This is a genomic window from Bacillus alkalisoli (assembly GCF_002797415.1).
Taxonomy (GTDB): domain Bacteria; phylum Bacillota; class Bacilli; order Bacillales; family Bacillaceae_I; genus Bacillus_CD; species Bacillus_CD alkalisoli.
In genome coordinates this window covers 2,617,187-2,640,170 of record NZ_KZ454944.1, presented here as the reverse complement: position 1 = coordinate 2,640,170, position 22,984 = coordinate 2,617,187, and the positions used below count along the sequence as shown (strand labels likewise).

The following is a 22,984-nucleotide window of genomic DNA, read 5'->3' as shown; positions in this document are numbered from 1 at the left end:
AGGACGTGGAGAAAACAGCAGTTAAATTAGTAAACGTATGTAAAGTGATTAACGGAAAAGAAATCATAAGTAATGTTTCATATGAAGTTTACGAAGGGGAAGTATTCGGGTTTTTAGGTCCAAATGGGGCAGGTAAAACGACAACCATCCGTATGATCGTAGGTCTAATAAGTATTACATCAGGAGATATTTTTATCGATGGAACAAGCGTTAAAAGTAATTATGAAAAGGCGATACGACAAGTTGGAGCGATAGTAGAAAATCCTGAGATGTATAAGTTTTTAACTGGCTACCAAAATTTAATGCAATATAAACGAATGATACCTGGTGTAACGCATGAAAGATTGAATGAGGTTATTGAATTAGTTGGCTTGACTGATAGAATTCACGAAAAAGTGAACACGTATTCGTTAGGGATGAGACAAAGATTAGGAATTGCGCAAGCGTTACTTCATAAGCCGAAAGTACTTATACTAGATGAGCCGACGAACGGTCTTGATCCAGCAGGTATTCGTGAAATAAGAGATTATTTGCGTAACTTAGCTCAGAATGAACAAATGGCCATTATTGTTTCTAGTCATCTATTGTCTGAGATGGAATTAATGTGTGATCGCGTTGGGATTATTCAAAAGGGTGAGTTAATTGATATTCAAAGTATTCATGATTTTGTAAAAGAGGAGCAGTCAACTTTTCACATAAAGGTTAATCCTTTGGAAGTTGCATCAGAGGTTTTAAAGGAATTAGCAATAGAATGTACAGAAAAAGATGGTTTATTACACGTTTTAGTAGAAAAAGAGGACGTACCATCTCTTATTCGAAAACTTTTAGAGAAAGATGTACTCATCTATGAAGTGAAAGAAGTAGCCAAGACACTGGAAGATAAGTTTTTAGAAAAAACGGCATTTGTGAAAGGGGTGTAAGAGTTGTTGCTTAATTTAGTACAAAACGAAGTAATTAAATGGATAAAAAGAACAAGTTTTTACGTCATGTCAGGAATATTAGTATTATTGTCAGTTGTGAGCATTATTTTTATATTTATGATGGATAATGGCACACCTCAAGAACGTAATGGCTGGGCAACAAGTGATTGGCGTCAAGCATTAGAAAAGGAAAATGAGTCTTTAAGAGAAACTCTGTCAGCTGATGTGCAATTTGGGCATGTGAATTATATGGAAAAACAACTAGCGCTTAATGAATATAGACTAGCAAATGACCTTGAGCCAAATAATGAAAATTCCGTTTGGACTTATATGGATTCAAATATTGGGTTAACGAGCGTTGTTACATTGTTTGTCATTATTATTGCAGGTGGTATTGTTGCGAGTGAATTTACGTGGGGGACAATTAAACTATTGATGATTCGCCCCATAAGTAGAGGGAAGATTTTACTCTCGAAGTATATGACTGTGTTAATATTTGGTTTGATTTTTTACGTTTTATTATTTGGTACTTCCTATATAGTAGGAGCAATAGGATTTGGATTTGCCAATCATCCAGAATTACTATATATAAATGGAACGGTCTATGCACTTTCATCATTCGTCTCCATTTTGTTTAAAATATTGCTAAGTAGTTTTTCTGTCTTAATGTTTGCAACGTTTGCCTTTATGATCTCGACCGTATTCCGTAACAATTCTTTAGCTATTGGACTTTCCTTGTTTTTACTATTTACAGGAACACAAATTACACAGTTAGTAGGAACGAAATATGAATGGGCTAAATTTTCACCTTTCGCAAACATTCATTTTGATGCTTACTTTCATAGCTTCCCGATAGTAGAAGGTACAACACTAACATTCTCCATCATCATGTTTCTTTTATACTTCGGCGTGTTTATGTTTATCAGCTTCCTAACATTCAAAAAACGAGACATAGCGGCATAATATAAAAGAATTATTTCGTAAATATTGTGCTTTAGGCGTTTTAAAAAGTTACAATTAAGGAATTTTCCTTGGTTGTAACTTTTTTTCGTGAAAAATTAAACCTTTTTCATAGCAACATCGTTTTTACAATGTGTCGATACAAATCAAGATAAAAAGGTGAGATGAAAAGATGATTCGAATAAAAGGACTTTCTCATGAATTTGTTATTGGGAAACGAAACAATAAACAAACGGTTCCTGTTTTACATAATATTAATCTTTCTATTTATGAAGGAGAAATTGTGTCTGTTGTCGGAAAAAGTGGATCAGGAAAATCTACTTTATTAAACTTAATTAGCGGATTTATGAAACCGACAGAAGGAACAATCGAAATTGCCGGAACTGATGTTACTAGTTTTTCTGAGGCGAAATGGGCGAACTTTCGTTTAGAAAATATCGGTTTTATCTTTCAAAGCTTTCAACTTATCCCAAGTATGACCGCATTTCAAAATGTCGAATTACCTTTAAAATTAAAAGGGATGGAAGAAAAATTACGTAAGAAAAATGTTGAAGAAGTGTTAGAGAAGGTTGGTTTGTTAGATCACCAAGATTTCTATCCTAGTGAACTATCAGGTGGACAACAACAGCGTGTTGGTATCGCAAGAGCTCTAATAACAAAACCAAATCTAATTTTAGCAGATGAGCCCACAGGGAGTTTAGACAGTGATACGGAACAAGAATTTCTTTCCTTTATAAGAGAATTAAATAAAGAAGAAGGAATAACGTTTGTCATCATTACACATGACCATGATGTAGCTAAAGTGGCACATCGTACAATTGAAATTCAAAAAGGAACACTTGTAGAAAGAGGAGAACTTTATGAAGTTAAAAGATAAGTTTATATTTGTTCGTGATAATATGAAAAAAAATCGAAGTCGTGTATTTATGACCATTTTGGCGACGGCGATGGGTTGTGCTTTTTTAATGGTGCTAGCTTCTGTTGGATTTGGTTTACAAAAGACAATTGTTCAAGATATTACCGAAAGTAGAGTTGTAACAGAAGTAGAAGTGTACGGAAAGGACAAAGAATTACACCTAGATAAATCGAGCGAACTAACAGATAAAGATGTAGAGTATTTCGAGTCGTTGGAAAATGTTAAGACGGTTGTTAGAAGAAAGAGCTTAGAAAACTACGAATCTTATTACCGTTTTGGAGACTATCGTGGTCATGCAGGTACGAGAGTAGTACATTATCCATCCGAAATTACATCCGATTTTTCGTTGTCGGAAGGGCGGATGCCTGAAGCCCCAAATGAGGTAGTGGTGGGCTTTCATACAGGGATGAATTTTTGGTTAGATGGTGATGCTGCAACAGGTGATTCAGAAAAAGATCAATATAAAGGCAACTTATTAAATGAAGAAATTACAATTTTTGTAGCGCAAAATTTTGATGGTGAAAGAAAAGAGAAAGAATTTACGTTAAAAGTGGTTGGAATTGCTGAAGCTCCGTCTAAAGAGTGGATGACGGAAGGCTTCGTAAATATTTCGGATGAAATGCTATCCGAAATAGAAGCATTTACAGGTACTGCGCTTGGAAGATATATTGACGAAGGATTGCCAAAAGATTTACAGAATGAGATCAAAAATGCCTCTTCCAGTTATACGTACATTGGAGTCTTTACCCAAAATATGGAGCAAGTTCAAGGTGTTTTGGATGTGTTAAAAGACAAAGGCTATTATGTATGGTCCCCGATTCAGGAGTTGAAAGAAATTAATTTAGTTTTTTCCATTATGAAAATCGGTTTGCTGTTTGTGGGAACGATAGCGGTACTGATTGCTTCGATCGGAATTTTTAATACGATGTCTATGGCTGTTACGGAACGTACGCAAGATATTGGGATTATAAAAGCAATTGGAGGAAATCCGAGTACAATTAAAAGCTTATTTTTAATGGAAAGTGCCTATATTGGAATTATTGGTGCTTTTATTGGAACTGTTGCTGCGTATGTGATTAGTTTTTCTGTTAACTTAGCGGTTCCTTTTGTACTACAAGGATTTTTTGGTGAAGAGATTCATCGAGAAATTAAACTTTCCTATATTCCTTGGACACTTACGCTAATTAGTGTAAGCATAAGTACAATTGTTGCTATTTTATCAGGATTAAAACCAGCAAGTAAAGCTACAAAAATTGATGTATTAAAAGCTTTAAGAAGAGATATTTAACTGAATTGACGAAATGCTACTTTCTTAATATTAGAAAGTAGCATTTTTTTTGGTTGAATATACCAGGTTGCCTTTCTTCCAAAAGACAATATAATGGAAGTTGGTGATGATATGAAACTATTAAATATATCGTATAAAAAACGCGGACGAATAGTAGGATATTTTGATAAATTTCCAAACTCTCCAGTTCTTTTTGCTCCAATTAAAGACTATCATTTTACATATAGAGTAAACTGGGACAGTCAAGACCCAATAGTAGAAAAAGTCGACTTGGTTAAAATGGAGCTACTATTAAATCAATACTTAGAACAAGAACACGAATACATAACAAGAGAATCTCAAAAACAAATTCGACAAAACTCGGGCGGTGCCTGTAACTATTTTGTAACAAAATAGGGTGTTTTTTTATTGAAACGAAATGATACACTTATCGTCTAAGATAGTGTTTAGTGTTTATAGAGATAGAGAATATTGCAACTAGGGGATGACGTTATTGAATAAAGAAGTGGATGGAAGGTTAATTAAGCAAAAGGTAGCAATCTTATCACTATTAACAATAATAATGTTAGCGTTGCTAGCGTTGAATAATAATATGACGTTTGCGCTAATGAAAAATGAAGTGTTTAAACCTCTTATTGTGCAAGCGAAAACTAAATTAGGTCATCAAGAAAATGTAAAAATAGCATTACCTGATGAAATAGATGTTGAGAAACCTATACAAACGGAAGAACCTATAAATAAGGTGCAAACACCAATTAAAGAACAAGAAAAACCAGAAACTAGTGGAGAAAAAGAGAAAAGTGAAGAGGAAAAGGAAAAGACACCTCCTCCAATAAAGAAAGAAACACCACAGGATGGTGTGGTGGTATATTTAACATTTGATGATGGTCCAACGAAAGCAACAGATCATTTAATTACGATTTTAGCAGATTACAATGCTATTGCTACGTTCTTTATGTTAGAACCACAAGTTCAAGAATTTCCACAAGTTGTTCAAAGAATGACAGAAGAAGGTCACGCTCTTGCTTTACACGGTGTTACACATAGTAGACAACTATTCTATGCATCTTCTAATTCTGTTGTTGGAGAAATGAGAAAAACGCAAGATGCCGTTGAACACTATACGGGTATTCGTACAAACTTAATTCGCACACCATTTGGTTCTGCCCCTCATATGACACCAGCCTACAAAAAAGCTGTAGTTGAAGCAGGTTTTTTAATGTGGGATTGGAATGTAGATAGTAGAGATTGGGCTTTCCGAGGACCAGAATACATTGCTTATACATTGCAACAAGTAGACGAAGTAATTGCAAAGGGAGAAAACCCAGTCATTTTATTACATGACTTTGAATCAACCGTACAACATATCACTATTCTGCTAGACGAATTAGTAAAAAGAGGCGTAGATTTTCAACCGCTGACGGAAGAAATGACACCTATTCACCTTAAGTGATAAATACTTGAGTCCGTTTCATAAATTGTATGACTACTAAACGAAAAACGAATAATTGCATCGTATTCTGTATTTATACACTTAATAAACAAACATATTATTTTGTATATAACTAAAATATTCGTTTCTCATTAAACGAACCGTAATTTACCGTAATTTATGAAATTGGTTCACTTGTTAAAAAATGCTGACCGATTATGTATATTACCAGTTTCATAACTGGAATATCCACATAATTGGCCAGCATTTTTATGTTGGTTTTAAAATCATTAATACAAAAATAATAATGGCTAAAACAGATGTAATCATAAAAAGGTTACTTGCTATTTTTAACTGTACTAATTGTTTAGGTGGTAGTTGCGTTGTAGCTCGGTTGCTTGGATGGAAAAGCCAATGTTGAAGTCTATTTACAGTTGGAGAAATGAATCCTATAACTAAAATAATAATTGAGATATACAGTAGAAGGGAGCAAATTAACCAAATTTGCAAAATAGATCCGTAGCTGCCAAATAGTACGAGTAAAATTCCTGTAATAACGGACAAAGTTCCTCCTATTTTAGGGAACAACTCCAGTTTATGTAACAAAATTACATTATGGCGTAAATCGGATAATGTTTGTTGTTTTCTTAATAAAATATTCCCAAAAAGAAAAGGTCCTAATCCAAAAATCGAAAAGAGTACATGTGCTAATATTAGCCATTCCAAACACTATCCCTCCTATTCTTTTTTTCAATATATGTAAGTAAAATCGCAATCATGTGTAAATAACGAATAAAAAACGTACAAAAAACTCCAAACAAGAATGGAGTTTCTGATTAGATACAATAATTTTACAAAAAAAGAAAATAATGAAGTATTTTAGCGAATGATTCATAAAGGTAGTAGACAAATGAAATAGAATTATTAGATTAAGAATGGAAATTTGAATATCCTCATATTATAAAAAGTCGGGAGGGATGATCGATGACAAAACAGGAAGATCAATATGGAAAGATGAATAAGTATGCGAATGAAATTGTTCAGCTGCTCGTAAAGGATGGAAAAGCAATGGATGAGAAAGTTTTAGCCATGACATTAGAAAACATAGCTAGAGCGATGGTGGATATTACAAACGCGCAACTTAAAAACAAAGTAGCAGACGGCCCAACGACACAAGCGGCACTTAGTAAAATGAAAATTGCACACAACTGTCTAAACAAAATAAAAGAACAAAAAGAAGAAATGAAAGTTTAAATAGAGGAGCCAGGCTAACTATAATGCCTGGCTCTCCCTTTATTTCTTTATTTCTTTTTCATTTTTGTTCCTTCCGTTTCTTGAGCAAATACAGCATCTTGCTTTGACACTGTTGGATTGGCAATTTCTTTGCTCACCTTGTTTTGTTTTCCTTTTTTAGCCATGAACAATCAACCTCCTTTCATTAACTTACTCTCAATAAAAGAAGCGCAAATTGCATTAAACTCTTTTGCAAACTTTGTTGGCACTTGATGCTTTGCTTTGGATACGTACACAACATCTGTATCGTTGTGTAACGCCTTAAATTCTTTTTGATAATGATGAACATAGTAATCCTTTTGACCGTAAACAAGTAAGATTGAAACATTAATATTTCTTAGCTTGCTTGTACAGTCGTATTTTACCCCTTCGTTATACATTTGATGTAAAGTGGAAGCCTTCGTTTTCTTTATGTATTGTTCTAGTTCTCGTCCAAATTCTTTACTGTGTGCATGAGCATTTCCGATTACTTTAGCAATTAAAGAAATGCCGTTTAATTTTGTGGCAACAATTCCTAACATAAATTCAGCAAACAATAAAACCGAATTGACTTTTGGAAATGCACCTACTAATATTAGACCAACTGTTCTGTTTGGATAGTTATGTGCAAATTCTAAAGCGATAGAACCACCATTAGAATATCCACACAAAACAGCACTATCAATTTTTAAACCATCTAACACATCTGCTAAATCTTGTGCTAGTAAAGAAAAGCTTATCGGTTTACTATCTAAACCACTTTTCCCATTTCCTCTTAAATCAACTAATAAAATTCTAAATTTTTTTGAAAGATCTATTTGTTGCTTAAAAGTCACTAAACCCATACCAGGTGGATGAATAAACAACAGTGTAACAGGACCACTTCCATACATATGATAATGAATCGGAATGCTGTCCCTTGTTCTTACATATGGCACAAGTAACACCTCATTTTAAGTAGTATTACTGTTTCTACTTCCTACATAAAGAATTATTCTTCTCATAATTAGCCCAGCAACTATTCCCGGAATGACAAAAATCATCGGAGTGAAAATGGGCCCAACATTCAAACCGAATATCTTTACTTTAGCTGATAACATTAGGCCTACTGTTACAAAATAGGCGCAGCTAACAAAAGGTAAAAACTGATAAGAGTCGTGATTACCTCCTGCATCCTTGTACGCATCCCACATCGCGAAGAAATACAAACAAGGGTAAAACATAAGCCATAAGTAATTTATGGAATTGAACGCTGCTTGTATTTCTCCATTAAAGCTTAGTAAAATTGCCGTATTAAAATTAGCTTGTACATTAATTAAAATCTCCAAAATGATAAACGTAATCCCTTTAATATATTCCCTGTTTAACAACTGTCCGAATCCGGGTAAGGCAATGCTCCATAAAAGCCTTTCCATCGGTTTATTCATCATACCACCAACCATAAAGGTTCCTTACAAACAGAGGAATGTTATAAAGGTATTCTTTCGAACTAAGAATAATTAGGGAATTGTTTTTATAATAATAACAGGGCTTTAAATAGTTCACTGTATACTCCTCCAACACTTATCTACTGTTAGATTGACCTACTTGTACATAAAATATGACAAACAAAGTTAGAAATAAGTTAAGTTCGTTTCATAATGTATGATTACTTAACGAAAAACGATTTATTATTTCGAATTTAAAAATTTAATAACAACTCAATATTCGAAAATTCAATGTAATTTTATAAAGAAATAATCGTTTTTCACTAAGCGAACCAACTTATTAATTTGATTTTTAACATTTCAAGAATTGATAATAATAGCTTGTCCATAAAAAGCAATATTCGAAAGCATACTATAAATAATAGTTCTACTTAATTAGGAAAAAAATTCACAACTTGTGTTTTTAGAGATATTGTGCTGATTCGAATTATTCATTTGTGAAAAAGGATACAAAGAGGTGCCTTAGCTTGTTTGGGCCAGACACCTATTAACTAATAATGGTTTAGTATAAGAATGCGGAGCCGATGATTACTAACAAAATAAATAAAATAATGTAAAGTGTGTATCCTGTTGATGGACAATCAGGTGTTGGTGTTGGATGATGTTTACTCATGCTCGCAGCTCCTTTCAAAGATAAGATACTAATACAATATGTGTATTTCACCTAACTGGTATAGGCAATAGCCTATAAAAAGTGAATATATACTAGTTTGTTTTAATTAAAAAGCTATTAAAGGTTAGTGTTGATAATTAAATACTATCACCTGTTGATTTCCGTGCAAGGCTGAGACTCCTGCGGGAGAAGCGGGGAGCGGGAGACCCCACAGGCGCTAGCGACGAGAAGTAGGTTTTTTCACGACAGTGAAAATAACCTTCCTATTTACCGCCCGCGGAAAGCGAAGCCTTGCACGGAAATCAACAGCCAACTTTAACGCAGTAAATTAAAAAGTAATGAAAACTAGAGGAAAGCTTATCATTGCTACAAAGCTTCGATAAATTCTCTCCTTTATGTCATAGGACAATTCTTACGTTTCATACAACGTAATAGTGACGATTTTTATAACGAAGATTTATAAAAGGAGGGAGTACGTCCTATGATTAAACGAATAAATAAATTGCAAATTGATCTTCCAAGACCAAAAAATCCTGATCCAAATGGTGCAGCGGCTGTTCAAGAACTGTTAGGCGGGAAATTCGGGGAAATGTCTACATTGAACAATTACATGTTTCAATCATTCAACTTCCGTAATAAAAGAAAGTTGAAGCCTTTTTACGATTTAGTAGCAAGCATTACAGCTGAAGAATTTGGGCATGTTGAACTAGTGTCCAACACAATAAACTTAATGTTAGAAGGAACAACAAGGTATGCTCCGCCAGACGCTACACCACTCGGAAATACAAAGGATTTACGAAATTCATACCATTATATTGTGAATGCCCAAACATCACTACCTGGTGATTCAATGGGAAGACCGTGGACAGGAGATAATGTATTCAATAGTGGTAACTTAATATTAGATCTTCTTCACAACTTTTTCTTAGAATGTGGTGCACGAACACACAAAATGCGTGTTTATGAAATGACGGACAATCCAGTAGCCAGAGAATTGATTGGCTACCTGTTAGTGCGTGGTGGAGTTCACGTTGTTGCGTATGCGAAAGCTTTAGAAATCGCAACCGGTGCAGATGTGACAAAAATGGTGCCGATTCCGAATTTAGCTAATAGTGCTTTTGAAACAACTAGAAAGTTTGAAGCTGAAGGAGTACATCGTAAACTATATACATTTAGTGAAAATGATTATAAAGACGTAGCGTTAATTTGGAAAGGTAGTCATCCAGAAGATGGAGGGAAGTTAGAAGTTATTCAAGGTACTCCACAAGGAGGGCCAATTCCAGACTTAGAAGACTTACCGGAAGAGTTTGCACCAGGTATCTCACGTGAAGACTTCTTAGAAATTGCTAAAAGGTTACAAAGACAAGCGGGAATTTAAAATGTATAAAAACGGGAGTCAGCCCAATTGCTGGCTCTTTTTCTATTTATAGGTTTTATACCCATTATTTCACCAATTTTTTATGGAGTTGAAAGTGCTATCATTAACTTGTAAGTTAATTGTCAGTCAACGTATAAAATACCAAAGTAGTAGATAGATTGAAAAATCTGCTCAACAAAGGGGAATTCCTAACATATGAAAAAAACCATTATTGCAGGTACATTTGTCGCAACGTTATTGTTCTCATCACATGCAATGGCAGCAGATTATACAGTTAAATCAGGTGATTCTCTATGGAAAATCGCGAATGACAACCAAGTGACAGTAAATGATATTAGAAACTGGAACAACTTAACGAACGATATAATATTTCCTGGGCAAACTTTAAAAGTAAGTGCTCAAGCTTCTACAACAACATACCGCGTTGTTTCAGGCGATTCTTTGTCGGTTATTGCAAGAAAGTATAATACTACTACCCAAAACTTATTAAACATAAACCCTACCATTCAAAATGCTAATCAAATTTTCGTAGGACAAGTGTTGAATGTACCTTCTACAGGTTCAAACACTGTAAGTACTCCAACTGCGACTACCACATATACAATTCGTAGTGGTGATTCACTATCAGTAGTTGCTCAAAGACATGGTGTAACATATACAGCATTATTAGCTGCAAACTCATCTATAACAGATCCAAATCGCATTTTTGTAGGACAAGTTATTAATATACCATCAGGTGGTGGACAAGTTGCTCCTGTTGTTGCAACACCTACTTGGGAGCAAAGAGCAGATGCTGTTATTAATGCAGGGAGAAAATATCTAGGTGCAACGTATTTATACGGTGCAGCAACAACGAGAACAGATGCTTTTGATTGCTCTTCGTATACAGTAAGAGTTTTTAGTGAGATTGGTATAAATTTACCAAGAACATCTGGCCAACAAGCGAATGTTGGAACAGAAATTCCTCTTTCACAAGTAAGAAAAGGTGACTTAGTGTTCTTTGACACGAGTGGAAACGGAGTAATTAATCACGTATCTATTATCGTAGATCAGAATACTTTATTACACTCTGCATCATCTACAGGAGTTGCATTTGCAAACTATAACACGTATTGGAAACCACGTGCAGTAAAAGCTGTCCGCGTTATTCAATAAGTTTTAACAAAAAGTTAATACTTTCTTTATAATAGCCTTACAATTACGATGTATTATGTGATTGTAAGGCTATTTTGTTATCTTACCCCCTTTAACAAATAGTATAAATATATGTAAACCTAAGCAGACAGCGTATTTTAAGCTGTCTGCATTTTTAGTTTTCCGTCTTAAGTATGAGTATCTTTCGAGTAAAAGTAGGAAATAAATGGAGGTGTAAGATGTAGAAAAGTTACTACTTCAAGCGGTTAAAGAAAAAAGGAGAAAATCGTACACTTACATTGTAAGCAAAACAAATAAGCCAAACTTAAAATAGATGGAGGGATGAACATGTTAGCCATTTTCTTCAAGAGAAAGTCATCCAAACAACAACCAAAACGTATGGAAGCCTCAATGGATGAAGTAAGAAGAGAAATATATCTAAAATACTTTTACACAAATAAGTTTTAATGAATTCACTTATATATGTAAAACAGAATTTAGTGAATTTAAAGCCTTGTCGGATATGTAGCCGCTTTCCGCGGGGGAGGCTCACCAGCCTGCCCACTCCCACAGGGGTCGGTTACATATCCGACACTTTTTTTGATTTATATAAATTTTAATATCACTAATAATCTTCTGACAACTCTTTTTATCTAAACTTAATTTCCGCTAATCTCTTACAATTTTTTGAAATAAAATGGTATAATACGTTAAGATAATGAAATGAAAAAGATGAGCCATATGAGGTGAATAAGTTGTTAGATAACATCGAAGTACAAAAGGTCTTATTAGGTGAAAAGCAATTATTTTCTAAAGTTGTGGAAACATTTGAGCAAGATATATATATGTTTGTAAAGGCATTTAACATAGAAGAAGAAATTGTCATTTCTTTAGTAAAAGATAGTTTCATATATACATATAATCATCTGCATTTTTATAAAGAAACAGAAGTCTTTTCTGAATGGTTTGCAACTACAATATTTTCTTATTTATTTAAAGAATTAGAAAGACATTTCACTGACAAAGAGGCACCAATACAAAATGCTACATACAAGGAAACATTCGTCTTCTTATTACACGATTTACTCCAGGTTGGAATATACACAATTAGTAAGGTGTTAAATAATTCGGTACAGGATGTAGAAAAAGAATTAGTTCATGCACACAAACATTTTTTCAAAGAAGAATTAGAAGAAAGAATGGAAAAAGAAGGATGTTTGTCAGCTCTAGAACTATTTCAATATGTCAAAAACACAATAGAGGGTTCATCAAAAATAAAAGTGGAAGACCACTTGGAATTTTGTCCAAGCTGTAGAGAGTCTGTCTTTTCAATGAAATCGTTAAAAGCAACAAAGTTAAAAATCTGGCGACATCAGCAGTTAGAGGCAGATATTTCTCAAATCATTATAGACGAACTTATACCATACAAAAAGAAGAAACGATCATGGAAATATCAATATTTAGCAGCCACTTCCGTTGTTGCACTCTTCTCCATCTTTATGTTTGTCGTACCAAACGTTGTCACGTGGGTATCAGCGGCTTCCAATTATGTTAAGTATGAGCAATTTTATAATGTTTGGGGATCTGGTACGTATGCAGTAGAAGACAGAAATATTAAATTGGAAGTGTTACATGTAGAAGTTTCTCCAAAATTTCTGTATGTACATTACGATGTTGATAATGAAACAAAAGAAAAATTTTTTGAACAAGAAAATTATTTTGGTTCCCTTATACAACCTTGGGGAAATAGTACTTTTCAAATGAAAACAAAAGATAATAAAACATATAATTTAGGCGTCTCGGATATGCCACCATTAAAAGATGGAGAAAATGTTATAATTCTATCTTTTAATTCTACAGATGTAATCCCAGATTCTTTTGATTTAAAACTAAATGTTCGAGAAATTGCTCATACTCAAGGAAATTGGGAACTAATCATTCCAATACAATATGCGCCTTTTAAGAATGACATTGAAATAGTTGATATTAACTTAAAAGAAACCTTTGCAGATAGTACTGAGTTATCGATTGAACAGATAATTAAAACACCTCTTGGAAGTGTCATAGAGTACAAGGTGAACTTAACTGATGAAGAAGTTAATAGAATTATGGATTCATTGTCTGAAGAGGCAAAAAGTAATGGTTATGATTCTAGTTATTTGAAAAATGATGTTAATCCGATGTTAACGATTGAAAGTGCCGACAACTTTCATCTAATTCCTATACATATTTATGACAACTACAGACATAATAACCCGGCACTTGAAACAACAACACAAAAAGCAGCATATAGCCAATTCTATTACGATCCAGATGAGTTACAAGCTTTATATGAGAAGGGCGAATATAATCCAAGAGATTCAATTGTGAAGGGAAGACTTACTAAAGAAGATACAATGTATATGGTATTAAGTGGTTTTCAATACCATGTCCCAATAGAATTTTCCATTCCAATTAAATTAGAAGAAGTAGATAATATGCCTTTGAATTTAGAAGTAAACGGCGACGTTTTTGAAACGATTACTATTAAGAAAATAACGTTAGAAAACGACCACCACAATCCAGAACGCTTTGAAATTACAATGAAAGGTTCTAGCCATAATAAACAAGTGAAAAATATTTATCATTGGGGTATCCATGAAGCTGATGATAACTCTTATGAACAAAGATATATCAATTATGAGTACGGAAACGAATATAATAACCCATACGAAGATGATGAGGTTGGTTTTCAGTTCTTAGTCTATATTGATGACAACACGCCAGAAGAAGCTGTTGTAAGAACTCACGGAGCCACAAGGATCATTCGCCTAGAAGAACCGTTACGAATACCGTTACATATTAACGAGTAAAATGAAACTAAAGGTGTCCTATTCACAAGTAGGACACTTTTTAATTTTCTGTTATTGCTTACAATATTTTGAAAGAAAATGGTATGATAAATGAAAGAATTAATAGTAAGATGAAGTATTAGAGGTGAAATAATTGTTAGATAACATCGAAGTACAAAAAATCTTATTAGGTGAAAAGCAATTGTTTTCTAAAGTTGCTGAAGCATTTGAACAAGACTTATATGTATTTGTAAAGACATTTCACATAAACGAAGAAACAGCTATTACTTTAGTGAAAGATAGTTTCATATATACATATAATCAGTTACATAACTATAAAGAATCGGAAATATTTTCGGAGTGGTTTGCTACAACAAAGTTTGCTTACTTATTCAAAGTATTAGAGCAAAATATTAAAATGGAAGAAGCACCATTACTAAACGCTTCCTACAAAGAAACGTTCATATTCTTATTACACGAATTACTGCATGTTGGTAAATCAACTATTAGTAAAGCGTTAAACATTTCTAATCAAGATGTAGAATTAGCTTTAACTAACGCTAACAAATATTTTTATGTGGATGAGTTGACAGAAGGATTGCTGGCAGATGGTTGTTTATCAAGTGAAGAGTTACTTCAATACGTGGAGAAAATAAATGATGAGAAAATTAAATCAAAAGTAGAAGATCACTTAGAGTTTTGTCCAAGCTGTAGAGAATCAATCTTTTCTATGAAATCATTAAAAAAGGTAAAATTAAAAGCTTGGCGAAACCAGCATTTAGATGTAGAGATTGCAGAAACTATAATGGAAGAACTAATTCCATATAAAAAGAAGAAACAATCATGGAGATATCAATATTTAGCAGCACTTTCCGTTGTTGCACTTTTCTCCATCTTTATGTTCGTCGTACCAAACGTTGTCACGTGGGTTTCAGCTGCTTCCAACTATGTGAAGTATGGCCAATTTTATAATGTTTGGGGATCTGGTACGTATGCGGTAGAGGATAGTAATGTTAAATTTGAAGTTTTGCATGTAGAAGTCTCCCCTTTATTTTTGTATGTTCATTATGATGTAGATAAGGAAACGAAAGATAGATTTTATAGAAATGAAAATAACTATTATGTAAACCTTGTGCAACCATGGGGAGATAGTGTCTTCAGAATGAAAACAGAAGATGATATCAGGTACGACTTAGCAATTTCTAATATACCCATGTTAAATGATGGTGAAAATGTTCTAATTTTTTCTCTTGATTCTATTGAAAAAATTCCAGATGAATTTGAATTAGAAATAACAATTAGAGAAATAGCTCATAGACGAGGGTTATGGGATCTAACCATTCCTATAAAGTTTTCTCCATTTAAAGATAATATTGAAATTGTTAATATGGATGTAAAAGAAACATTTGCTAACAGTATAGAATTTTCCATTGAGCAATTTTTGAAAACCTCTCTTGGAAATATTATAGAATATAAAGTGAGCTTAACGGACGAAGAAGTAGATCGAATCACGGCATCCACAAGTGAAGAATCAAAACAACAATATGGTTTTGACTCAAATTATTTAAAATACAATGTGTATCCAATGGTATCCATACAAAGTAGTAATGATTTACATTTAATCCCTATTGATATAATAGAATACAACCGGAATTGGGTATATGGCCAACCTCAAAAGTCAGCTTTTAGCGATTATTATTATGATATGGAAGAATTGCGTGCATTATATGAGAATGGTGAGCATAATCGGCGAGAGTCTATTGTAAAGGGAAGATTAGATACAGATGAAACAACGTATATGGTACTACAAGGCTTTCAATACCATATACCTGTAGACATCTCCATTCCAATAAAGTTAGAAGAAGTGGAAGATTATCCACTAAACATTGAAGTGAATGGCGACGTTTTTGAAACTATTACGATTAAAAAAGTTACAGTAGATAAAGAAGAATATAATCCCGAACGCTTTGATATTGTGATGAAAGGATCCAAACAAAGTAAACACGATAAAAACATATATCATTGGAACGTCCATGAAACAGAAATGAGAGATGGATGGCAACCAATAGTTAGCTATACTTACGGGGAAAATAATCATACTTATGAAACAGACACAGTTGGCTTCCATCTTCAAGTATTTATTGATGAAAATACACCAGAAGAAGTGGAAATAAAGTCAACTGGAATGCAACGTATAATCCAATTAGAAGAGCCATTAAAAATCTCACTTGGCAAAAAAGAATAAGTATTTAGTGTAAGTGTCCTATGTATTTTAGGGCACTTTTATTTATTGTGAAATATAAACATTTCGAAAACATATATTGGAAGAATGATATAATAATAGTATAACTTTTCAAAAGAGGTGAAATGTATGATTACTGAAACAGAAGTTCAAAAGATATTGGCTGGGGACAAAGAATTATTTATTAAACTAATAGCCCCTTACATAGAAAATGCTTATTGTATAACAAAAGCCTTCCCACTAAACGCTGAAAAAGTGGATGAAATAATATTAATAACCTTTACGAATACATATAACAGTTTGTCTGAAAAAAAGAACATAGTGAGCCTTGTTTTTAAGGAACATTTTAGATTACTGTCGAACAGCATCCAAACTAATTCCCCGCTGTTTCCGAATTTTTTAGAAACGTATATTTTTCTTCTATCTGAAATCCAACACTTTAGTACAGAAGAGATATCTCATATTGTTGGTATTACTAAGGACGAAGTGGATAGCAACTATCAATCCGCTTTAATGAATATTTGCGGGGAAGTATTACAAAATATAAAGACTACAGAATCCTGTATTCCAATCGATAGATTACTAGCATTTTCCGGTAACAATAATGATGAAACTATCGAAGACCATCTCGAATTTTGCCCTAACTGCCGTGAAAAGGTTAAGAAAATCAAAAGTATGAAGAAGAAGTATGTTGCAGCAATGAACGAAAGGGTAATAGAAGATAATTTCTTATCAAAATTAATGAATCAGTTGCCATCTCAAACGAATAAAAAACGATCTTGGAAAAAACAAGCCATTTTAGCTAGTATTGTCGTAGCTGTGTTTGCTTCCTTTATTTTTTTGTTACCAAACTTATCAAACTGGAAAACAGCGGTCACAAACTATGTGAAATACGGTGAATTCTATAATGCATGGGGAGAAGATACGTTTTCCGTTTCGGATGCTGGTTTTACATTTACCGTTAACAAAGTAGATGTATCGCCAGAATATCTTATTGTTCATTATTCTTTACTAGATGAATTAGGGGAAGAAAGAGAAGTAAGGGGTAACTTAGATCGGAAACCACAATATTGGGGGAAGATAATAGATGGCGAAAAAGAGCATTTCCTCGGTGCTGTTAATATACCTTATTTAGACAAATCAGAGAAAGTTCTTGTTTATTCATTAACAAAAGTGGAAGATATACCTCAAGCTTTTGACTTGCAGGTTGCAATTAGGGAAATAGAAAATGTTATTGGTAATTGGGATGTTACGGTTCCCGTATCGTACGCTCCTTTTAAAGATAATAGAGAGGTAGTCTTAATAGACGAGACATACAACGTTTTAGATATAGTCGAACTAAAGTTGAATGAACTAGTTTATACGCCAACTGGCATTTTGTTAGACTTAGAAATGGATATTACAGATAGTGAAGTAAAAAGGTTATTGGGAGAGAAAATAGAAAATGGGGAAGATTTACGAGAATCCGTTATCCGCAGAAACTTAGTGCTTCAATCATTTATTTCAATGGTAGATTACAATGGACGCGGATTACTGCCGGTTTATATGACAGAACAGGGCAATATAAACAGTACACAAAAACGCTTTACCTTTAGCCCATTTTTAGCGGACATTAGTGGAATTAATTTAAACTTCTGGGGATTTGAAGAAGCTAGTTCAGGCGTGACTATAGAGGATAAAATTAACAAAGATTCGGAGCTAAATATTCAAATAAACGAGATATACTATTCCACTCAACTAATTAAATCGCTTGAAATACCATTACGAGAAGTGGAAGACTTGGCGCTAGATAAAACGATGTATGGTGAAACGTTAGAGACGTTAACTGTTCGCAAGTTGGAACCGAACGGTAATCACTCTAGAGGGAGTTATGAAATTATTGTTAAAGATGCAGGAGTAGATGAAAATGTTTTTTCTGCTTATACTAATTGGACCGTTACAAATAACGAAATGAATAGATGGTTTCATAGTACTAACAAGCTAGATTTTGATCCACTAAAAAATGACCCTGGAATATTTTTGCACATCGAGTTAATTATTGAAGAAAATATGCCAGAAGAAATCGTACTAACAAATGCCAATATAACAAGGGTAATTCATTTAAAAGAACCAATAAAAGTACCATTAAAAAATTACGGGTTTTAGGAGAGAGTAGTTTGAGTGATTCATATAAAGACAGTCTTTTAGAAGCTTACAATAATAAAGCCAGTGAACGTAACACAACTGAAGTCGAGGGATGGAAAGCTATCGAGCGAAATGAGTTTTTAGCCAAACTTAATAAAAAGGGAAAGCTACTTGAGATTGGAGCGGGACCTGGGCATGATGGCAAATTTTTTCTTGAACAAGGGCTAGAAGTTACATGTATTGATCTATCTCCTGAGATGGTTCAAAAGTGTACAGAAAAAGGGTTAAATGCAAAAGTAATGTCTTTTGATGAAATGAGCTTTGAAGATAATAGCTTTGATTATGTGTGGGCCTTAAACTGCTTACTCCACGTTCCGAAAAACGAATTAGATAAAGTGTTGAAAGAGATTAAGCGCGTTTTAAAACCAGGTGGATTATTGTACTACGGAGTATACGGTGGTAAAAATTCCGAGGGTGTTTGGGAAAATGACTTTTACGAACCAAAGAGATTTTTCTCGTTTTTTGGAAATGAAGAAATAGTGGAGTTTGTTGGAGAATACTTTGAACTTGTCTCGTTTAAGGGTATTCCAAAAGAAGTAATTGGAAATAGTGATTTAAACTTTCAATCTATGGTTTGGAAGAAGAAATACTAGTGTTTTCAATTTGCTTATAGTTTGTTAAAGTAAAGGAAAGTGATTATTTGAATTGAGGTAGATGCTATGAACTTTCAAAAGCTAACAGCAATCATCATCGGTGGCTTTCTAATAGGAATTTTTCTTGGAATTATTAACGTACAATTTAGTTTTTGGTACTTTGTATTTTTGCTGATCATTGCGTTTATTCTTTTTTCTTATAAAGACATTCAGTACATGTTTTTATCAAAGGATGTAAAAAAAATTGAGAAGTACTTAGAAAAGAAAAAGAAAGAGCCTTATTATGACTTTGTTTTAAAGCTAGCAAACAAAGATATGAAAGGCGCAAAAATAGCATTGGAAAACATCGAAGCTAAGTGGAAAAATAAAAAGAAAACAGCCGTATTCATTGCTAACTATTACTTACTTATGAAAAACTTTTATAGAGTAAAAGATGAGTTAGAGTATATTAGTCAACCTGAGTTTCGTCATTATTTCTTAACAGCAATTGCCATTCATGAAAAAGATCAAGAAGCATATGAAGACAACAAAAAGCATCTGAAGAAAGAGTGGATGATTTATAGCTTAGAAGCTGAGTATGCGAAAAAGCAAAAGAATCATCAATTAGCTGAAGACCTTCAACAAAAAGCGTTAGATTCGGTGAAAGGGTTGCAATATTACATCCTTTCTAAAGAGTATGAATAAGTATTTTATTAAATAGTAATAAGAATTTAACTTGTTTGCTAACATTAAAAGTTCCAGTGGGTGTTGTCGACTCCTGCGGGAGAGGGCAGACTGGTGAAACCCCACAGAGCCTATGGGCTCAAGGAGGCTCACCGCCTCCCCCGCGGAAAGCGACAACACCACGGGAACGTATTTAGAAACAAAATAATCGGTTGTCTAGAACTTACTTTCTAGACAACCCTTTTTAATTCTTGACATAGTAGCATAACCACCTTTACACTTAAGTTAGACAATAGTTATTAGAAAATTTTTATTTTTTTGGAGAGTTTAAAATGCTGACTGTAGACAATAGAATTGGCAAACATGCGATTATGTTAGCCTTAACAACAGATGAAAACGAAATGGTTCAAATTCCGAACAACTGGAAACGGTGCGTTGGGAAAGTAGGATCCATGGATTCACAAAAAGTAGTAGCAGCAATCGAAACAGCGGCAAAACGAGAAGGTATCATTCGGGCAGAAGGGTACCGAGAAACGCATGCTTTATATCATGCCATTATGGATGCATTAAGTGGCGTAACGAGAGGGCAAGTGCAACTCGGATCACTTATGCGTACAGTAGGTTTAAGGTTTTCTGTAGTGAGGGGTAATCCCTATGATGATGAGCAAGAAGGAGATTGGATTGCTGTAGCACTATACGGAACAATTGGTGCACCAGTAAGGGGATCTGAACATGAAACAATCGGTTTAGGAATTAATCACATTTGAGTGCCTGTCATAATATATGATTACTAGACGAAAAACGAACTATAAAACATAATACTTATTAAATTACCTTTTAACATAATTGCAAAAGAGTAATTAAGTTTATTCATAAAAGGTCGTTTATCAATAAACTAATTGTATCATAGTAACAACCAAATTAATAAGTAAACGCCCATAGTAGCTGATAAATAGGGGGCTGTACTTTTGAAAGACGAACCATTTTCGTCTTCTTAAAGTATGGCCTCCTTTTGTTTGCTCTTTAGTCGGATGAGAGGGGAACGAAACATGATTACGTTAAACGGTAGTAATTTAACGTTAGAAATGTTAGGGAAAATTATTTTTCAGGAAGAAAAGGTAATGGCATGTAAAGAAGCACTACAAAGAGTAGCTGCAAGCCGAAATGCAGTCGAACAAATTGTAGAACAAGGAAAAATCGTTTATGGCATTAATACAGGTTTCGGTAAATTTAGTGATGTAAAAATTGATAAAAGTGAAACGGAAGTATTACAAAAACATCTAATTTACTCTCATGCATGTGGTGTAGGCGAACCATTTTCACCTCACATTAGCAAAGCAATGTTAGTTCTACGCGCAAATGCATTGTTAAAAGGTTTTTCAGGCATTAGGCCAGTTGTTGTAGAACGGTTACTACAATATGTGAACGAAGGGATAATACCAGTTGTTCCACAACAAGGGTCACTTGGCGCAAGCGGTGATTTGGCACCATTATCTCATTTAGTATTACCGCTTCTTGGTGATGGAGAAGTTTTTTACAAAGGAAAACGCCGTGCATCAGCTGTAGTGTTACAAGAGTGTGGAATTACACCAATCGAGTTAAAGGCAAAAGAAGGGTTAGCATTAATAAATGGGACACAAGCAATGACCGCAACTGGTGCTATCGCTTATTTAGAAGCGGAAAGATTAGCGTATCAAGCTGACTATGTTGCTGCGCTAACGATGGAAGGACTTCAAGGAATTACAGATGCATTTGATGAAAGCATTCATACAGCAAGAGGATATAACGAGCAAGTGGATGTAGCTAGTAGATTAAGAGGTTTGTTAGATGGTAGTAAATTAGTGACAAAACAAGGTCAGTTGCGAGTTCAAGATGCATATTCGTTACGTTGTATTCCACAAGTACATGGTGCATCGTGGCAAGTGTTAGTATATGTAAAAGAAAAGCTACAAATTGAGATGAATGCAGCAACGGATAATCCACTTGTGTTCGATGATGGAGGAAAAATCATTTCTGGCGGTAATTTCCACGGTCAACCGATTGCTTTTGCAATGGACTTTTTGAAAATAGGAATGGCGGAACTGGCCAATATTTCTGAGCGTCGAGTGGAGAGATTAGTTAATCCACAGCTAAACGACTTACCACCATTTTTAAGTGCTAAGCCAGGATTGCAATCAGGTGCAATGATTATGCAGTATTGTGCTGCTTCGTTAGTTTCAGAAAATAAGACGTTAGCTCATCCAGCAAGTGTGGATTCTATCCCATCTTCAGCAAACCAAGAAGACCATGTAAGCATGGGAACAATTGGGGCAAGACATGCATACCAAATCATTGAAAACGTAAGAAGGGTTTTAGCGATTGAATGGATTTGTGGAATGCAAGCCTTAGAATATCGTGGGGTAAAGCTCGCATCACCTAAAATGCAAGAATGGTACCAAAAAGGTAGGTCAATCGTACCCAGCATTACCGAAGATAGAGTGTTCTCAACCGACATCGAAGCATTGGCTAAATGGATGAAAGAAGAGTACGGTACTGAACTTTTACATGCGAAAACTTAGAGCAAAAAATATATGAAGGATTAAGAGAAACAATAGTTGGGAAAGAGAGGGCTCTAGTATAAGCGACACCCTTTATGAAAAAGATTTCAAGGTCGGTACATCAAAAACAAGCGAAACCGTTCATGGGAAACGAACTCAAGGCCGGTACGCGGCAAAAAACAAGTGAAACCGTCCATGGGAAGTGAACTCAAGGCCAGTTCGCCCCAAAAAACAAGCGAAACCGTCAATGGGAAGCGAACTCAAAGCCGGTACGCGGCAAAAAACAAGCGAAACCGTCCATGGGAAGTGAACTCAAAGCCGGTACGCGGCAAAAAACAAGCGAAACCGTCCATGGGAAGTGAACTCAAGGCCGGTACGCGCCAAAAAACAAGCGAAACCGTCCATGGGAAGTGAACTCAAAGCCGGTACGCGCCAAAAAACAAGCGAAACCGTCAATGGGAAGCGAACTCAAAGCCGGTTCGCCCCAAAAAACAAACGAAACCGTCAATGGGAAGTGAACTCAAGGCCAGTTCG

The 22,984-nt window shown here is 34.4% G+C and carries 20 protein-coding genes; 16 read left to right on the top strand and 4 right to left on the bottom strand.

Features of this window, described 5'->3' with window-relative positions:
* Positions 1-5 precede the first annotated feature (5 nt).
* From CDZ89_RS13125 to CDZ89_RS13100, 6 genes are all read left to right on the top strand, one after another.
* Positions 6-920, top strand: coding sequence for an ABC transporter ATP-binding protein (locus CDZ89_RS13125; RefSeq protein WP_406564897.1), 915 nt, complete (start codon positions 6-8; stop codon positions 918-920).
* A gap of 3 nt (positions 921-923) precedes the next feature.
* Entirely contained in the window at positions 924-1,883 is a 960-nt protein-coding gene (locus CDZ89_RS13120; protein WP_227521504.1) for an ABC transporter permease, read from the top strand.
* Between the two features lie 169 nt (positions 1,884-2,052).
* Positions 2,053-2,757, top strand: coding sequence for an ABC transporter ATP-binding protein (locus CDZ89_RS13115; RefSeq protein ID WP_096154892.1), 705 nt, complete (start codon positions 2,053-2,055; stop codon positions 2,755-2,757).
* On the top strand, positions 2,741-4,084 hold the full coding sequence (locus CDZ89_RS13110; protein WP_096154891.1) for an ABC transporter permease: 1,344 nt from the start codon (positions 2,741-2,743) through the stop codon (positions 4,082-4,084). Before CDZ89_RS13115 ends, CDZ89_RS13110 begins: the two co-directional genes overlap by 17 nt.
* A gap of 93 nt (positions 4,085-4,177) precedes the next feature.
* The gene (locus CDZ89_RS19965; RefSeq protein ID WP_176483741.1) at positions 4,178-4,480 is read left to right on the top strand and encodes a hypothetical protein; all 303 of its coding nucleotides are present in this window, start codon (positions 4,178-4,180) and stop codon (positions 4,478-4,480) included.
* A 97-nt stretch (positions 4,481-4,577) separates the two neighbouring features.
* Positions 4,578-5,537, top strand: a complete 960-nt coding sequence (locus CDZ89_RS13100) for a polysaccharide deacetylase family protein (protein ID WP_157842736.1) — start codon at positions 4,578-4,580, stop codon at positions 5,535-5,537.
* A 249-nt stretch (positions 5,538-5,786) separates the two neighbouring features.
* On the opposite strand, the gene CDZ89_RS13095 is transcribed toward CDZ89_RS13100, so the two are convergent.
* Positions 5,787-6,242 (bottom strand): DUF2269 family protein, encoded by a 456-nt coding sequence (locus tag CDZ89_RS13095; RefSeq protein WP_096154889.1) that lies wholly within the window; start codon positions 6,240-6,242, stop codon positions 5,787-5,789.
* Between the two features lie 258 nt (positions 6,243-6,500).
* Between CDZ89_RS13095 and CDZ89_RS13090 the strand changes: the two genes are divergently transcribed.
* The gene (locus tag CDZ89_RS13090) at positions 6,501-6,770 is read left to right on the top strand and encodes a hypothetical protein (RefSeq protein WP_096154888.1); all 270 of its coding nucleotides are present in this window, start codon (positions 6,501-6,503) and stop codon (positions 6,768-6,770) included.
* A 170-nt stretch (positions 6,771-6,940) separates the two neighbouring features.
* Here the strand turns inward: CDZ89_RS13090 and CDZ89_RS13085 are convergent, their stop codons facing one another.
* From CDZ89_RS13085 to CDZ89_RS13075, 3 genes are all read right to left on the bottom strand, one after another.
* Positions 6,941-7,726, bottom strand: coding sequence for an alpha/beta fold hydrolase (locus CDZ89_RS13085; RefSeq protein ID WP_096154887.1), 786 nt, complete (start codon positions 7,724-7,726; stop codon positions 6,941-6,943).
* A gap of 15 nt (positions 7,727-7,741) precedes the next feature.
* A complete protein-coding gene (locus CDZ89_RS13080) occupies positions 7,742-8,215 on the bottom strand; it encodes a hypothetical protein (RefSeq protein WP_096154886.1) in 474 nt (157 codons plus the stop codon).
* 562 nt (positions 8,216-8,777) lie between these two features.
* Positions 8,778-8,888 (bottom strand): YjcZ family sporulation protein, encoded by a 111-nt coding sequence (locus tag CDZ89_RS13075; RefSeq protein ID WP_096154885.1) that lies wholly within the window; start codon positions 8,886-8,888, stop codon positions 8,778-8,780.
* Positions 8,889-9,369: 481 nt separating this feature from the next.
* On the opposite strand from CDZ89_RS13075, the gene CDZ89_RS13070 reads away from it, so the two are divergent.
* The 9 genes from CDZ89_RS13070 (at position 9,370) to hutH (ending at position 22,471) form a co-directional block, all read left to right on the top strand.
* Positions 9,370-10,266, top strand: coding sequence for a manganese catalase family protein (locus tag CDZ89_RS13070; RefSeq protein ID WP_096154884.1), 897 nt, complete (start codon positions 9,370-9,372; stop codon positions 10,264-10,266).
* A 195-nt stretch (positions 10,267-10,461) separates the two neighbouring features.
* A complete protein-coding gene (locus CDZ89_RS13065; RefSeq protein ID WP_096154883.1) occupies positions 10,462-11,421 on the top strand; it encodes a C40 family peptidase in 960 nt (319 codons plus the stop codon).
* 734 nt (positions 11,422-12,155) lie between these two features.
* Entirely contained in the window at positions 12,156-14,252 is a 2,097-nt protein-coding gene (locus tag CDZ89_RS13060) for a hypothetical protein (protein WP_100333794.1), read from the top strand.
* Between the two features lie 133 nt (positions 14,253-14,385).
* Complete coding sequence (locus tag CDZ89_RS13055; protein ID WP_100333793.1) at positions 14,386-16,476, top strand: hypothetical protein; 2,091 nt, start codon at positions 14,386-14,388, stop codon at positions 16,474-16,476.
* 126 nt (positions 16,477-16,602) lie between these two features.
* On the top strand, positions 16,603-18,618 hold the full coding sequence (locus tag CDZ89_RS13050; RefSeq protein ID WP_100333792.1) for a DUF4179 domain-containing protein: 2,016 nt from the start codon (positions 16,603-16,605) through the stop codon (positions 18,616-18,618).
* 11 nt (positions 18,619-18,629) lie between these two features.
* Positions 18,630-19,250, top strand: a complete 621-nt coding sequence (locus CDZ89_RS13045; protein WP_096154879.1) for a class I SAM-dependent methyltransferase — start codon at positions 18,630-18,632, stop codon at positions 19,248-19,250.
* Between the two features lie 66 nt (positions 19,251-19,316).
* Complete coding sequence (locus CDZ89_RS13040; RefSeq protein ID WP_096154878.1) at positions 19,317-19,934, top strand: hypothetical protein; 618 nt, start codon at positions 19,317-19,319, stop codon at positions 19,932-19,934.
* 311 nt (positions 19,935-20,245) lie between these two features.
* On the top strand, positions 20,246-20,680 hold the full coding sequence (hutP, locus tag CDZ89_RS13035; RefSeq protein ID WP_096154877.1) for a hut operon transcriptional regulator HutP: 435 nt from the start codon (positions 20,246-20,248) through the stop codon (positions 20,678-20,680).
* 282 nt (positions 20,681-20,962) lie between these two features.
* Positions 20,963-22,471, top strand: a complete 1,509-nt coding sequence (gene hutH, locus CDZ89_RS13030; RefSeq protein ID WP_096154876.1) for a histidine ammonia-lyase — start codon at positions 20,963-20,965, stop codon at positions 22,469-22,471.
* The last annotated feature ends 513 nt before the right edge of the window (positions 22,472-22,984 follow it).

Bases quoted from the DNA above. Each gene is read 5' to 3' on its own strand.
- CDZ89_RS13050 (WP_100333792.1), top strand. From the start codon at position 16,603: ATGATTACTGAAACAGAAGTTCAAAAGATATTGGCTGGGGACAAAGAA.
- CDZ89_RS13090 (WP_096154888.1), top strand. From the start codon at position 6,501: ATGACAAAACAGGAAGATCAATATGGAAAGATGAATAAGTATGCGAAT.
- hutP (WP_096154877.1), top strand. From the start codon at position 20,246: ATGCTGACTGTAGACAATAGAATTGGCAAACATGCGATTATGTTAGCC.
- CDZ89_RS13070 (WP_096154884.1), top strand. From the start codon at position 9,370: ATGATTAAACGAATAAATAAATTGCAAATTGATCTTCCAAGACCAAAA.
- CDZ89_RS13110 (WP_096154891.1), top strand. From the start codon at position 2,741: ATGAAGTTAAAAGATAAGTTTATATTTGTTCGTGATAATATGAAAAAA.
- hutH (WP_096154876.1), top strand. From the start codon at position 20,963: ATGATTACGTTAAACGGTAGTAATTTAACGTTAGAAATGTTAGGGAAA.
- CDZ89_RS13065 (WP_096154883.1), top strand. From the start codon at position 10,462: ATGAAAAAAACCATTATTGCAGGTACATTTGTCGCAACGTTATTGTTC.
- CDZ89_RS13080 (WP_096154886.1), bottom strand. From the start codon at position 8,215: ATGAATAAACCGATGGAAAGGCTTTTATGGAGCATTGCCTTACCCGGA.
- CDZ89_RS13040 (WP_096154878.1), top strand. From the start codon at position 19,317: ATGAACTTTCAAAAGCTAACAGCAATCATCATCGGTGGCTTTCTAATA.
- CDZ89_RS13115 (WP_096154892.1), top strand. From the start codon at position 2,053: ATGATTCGAATAAAAGGACTTTCTCATGAATTTGTTATTGGGAAACGA.
- CDZ89_RS13075 (WP_096154885.1), bottom strand. From the start codon at position 8,888: ATGAGTAAACATCATCCAACACCAACACCTGATTGTCCATCAACAGGA.
- CDZ89_RS19965 (WP_176483741.1), top strand. From the start codon at position 4,178: ATGGAAGTTGGTGATGATATGAAACTATTAAATATATCGTATAAAAAA.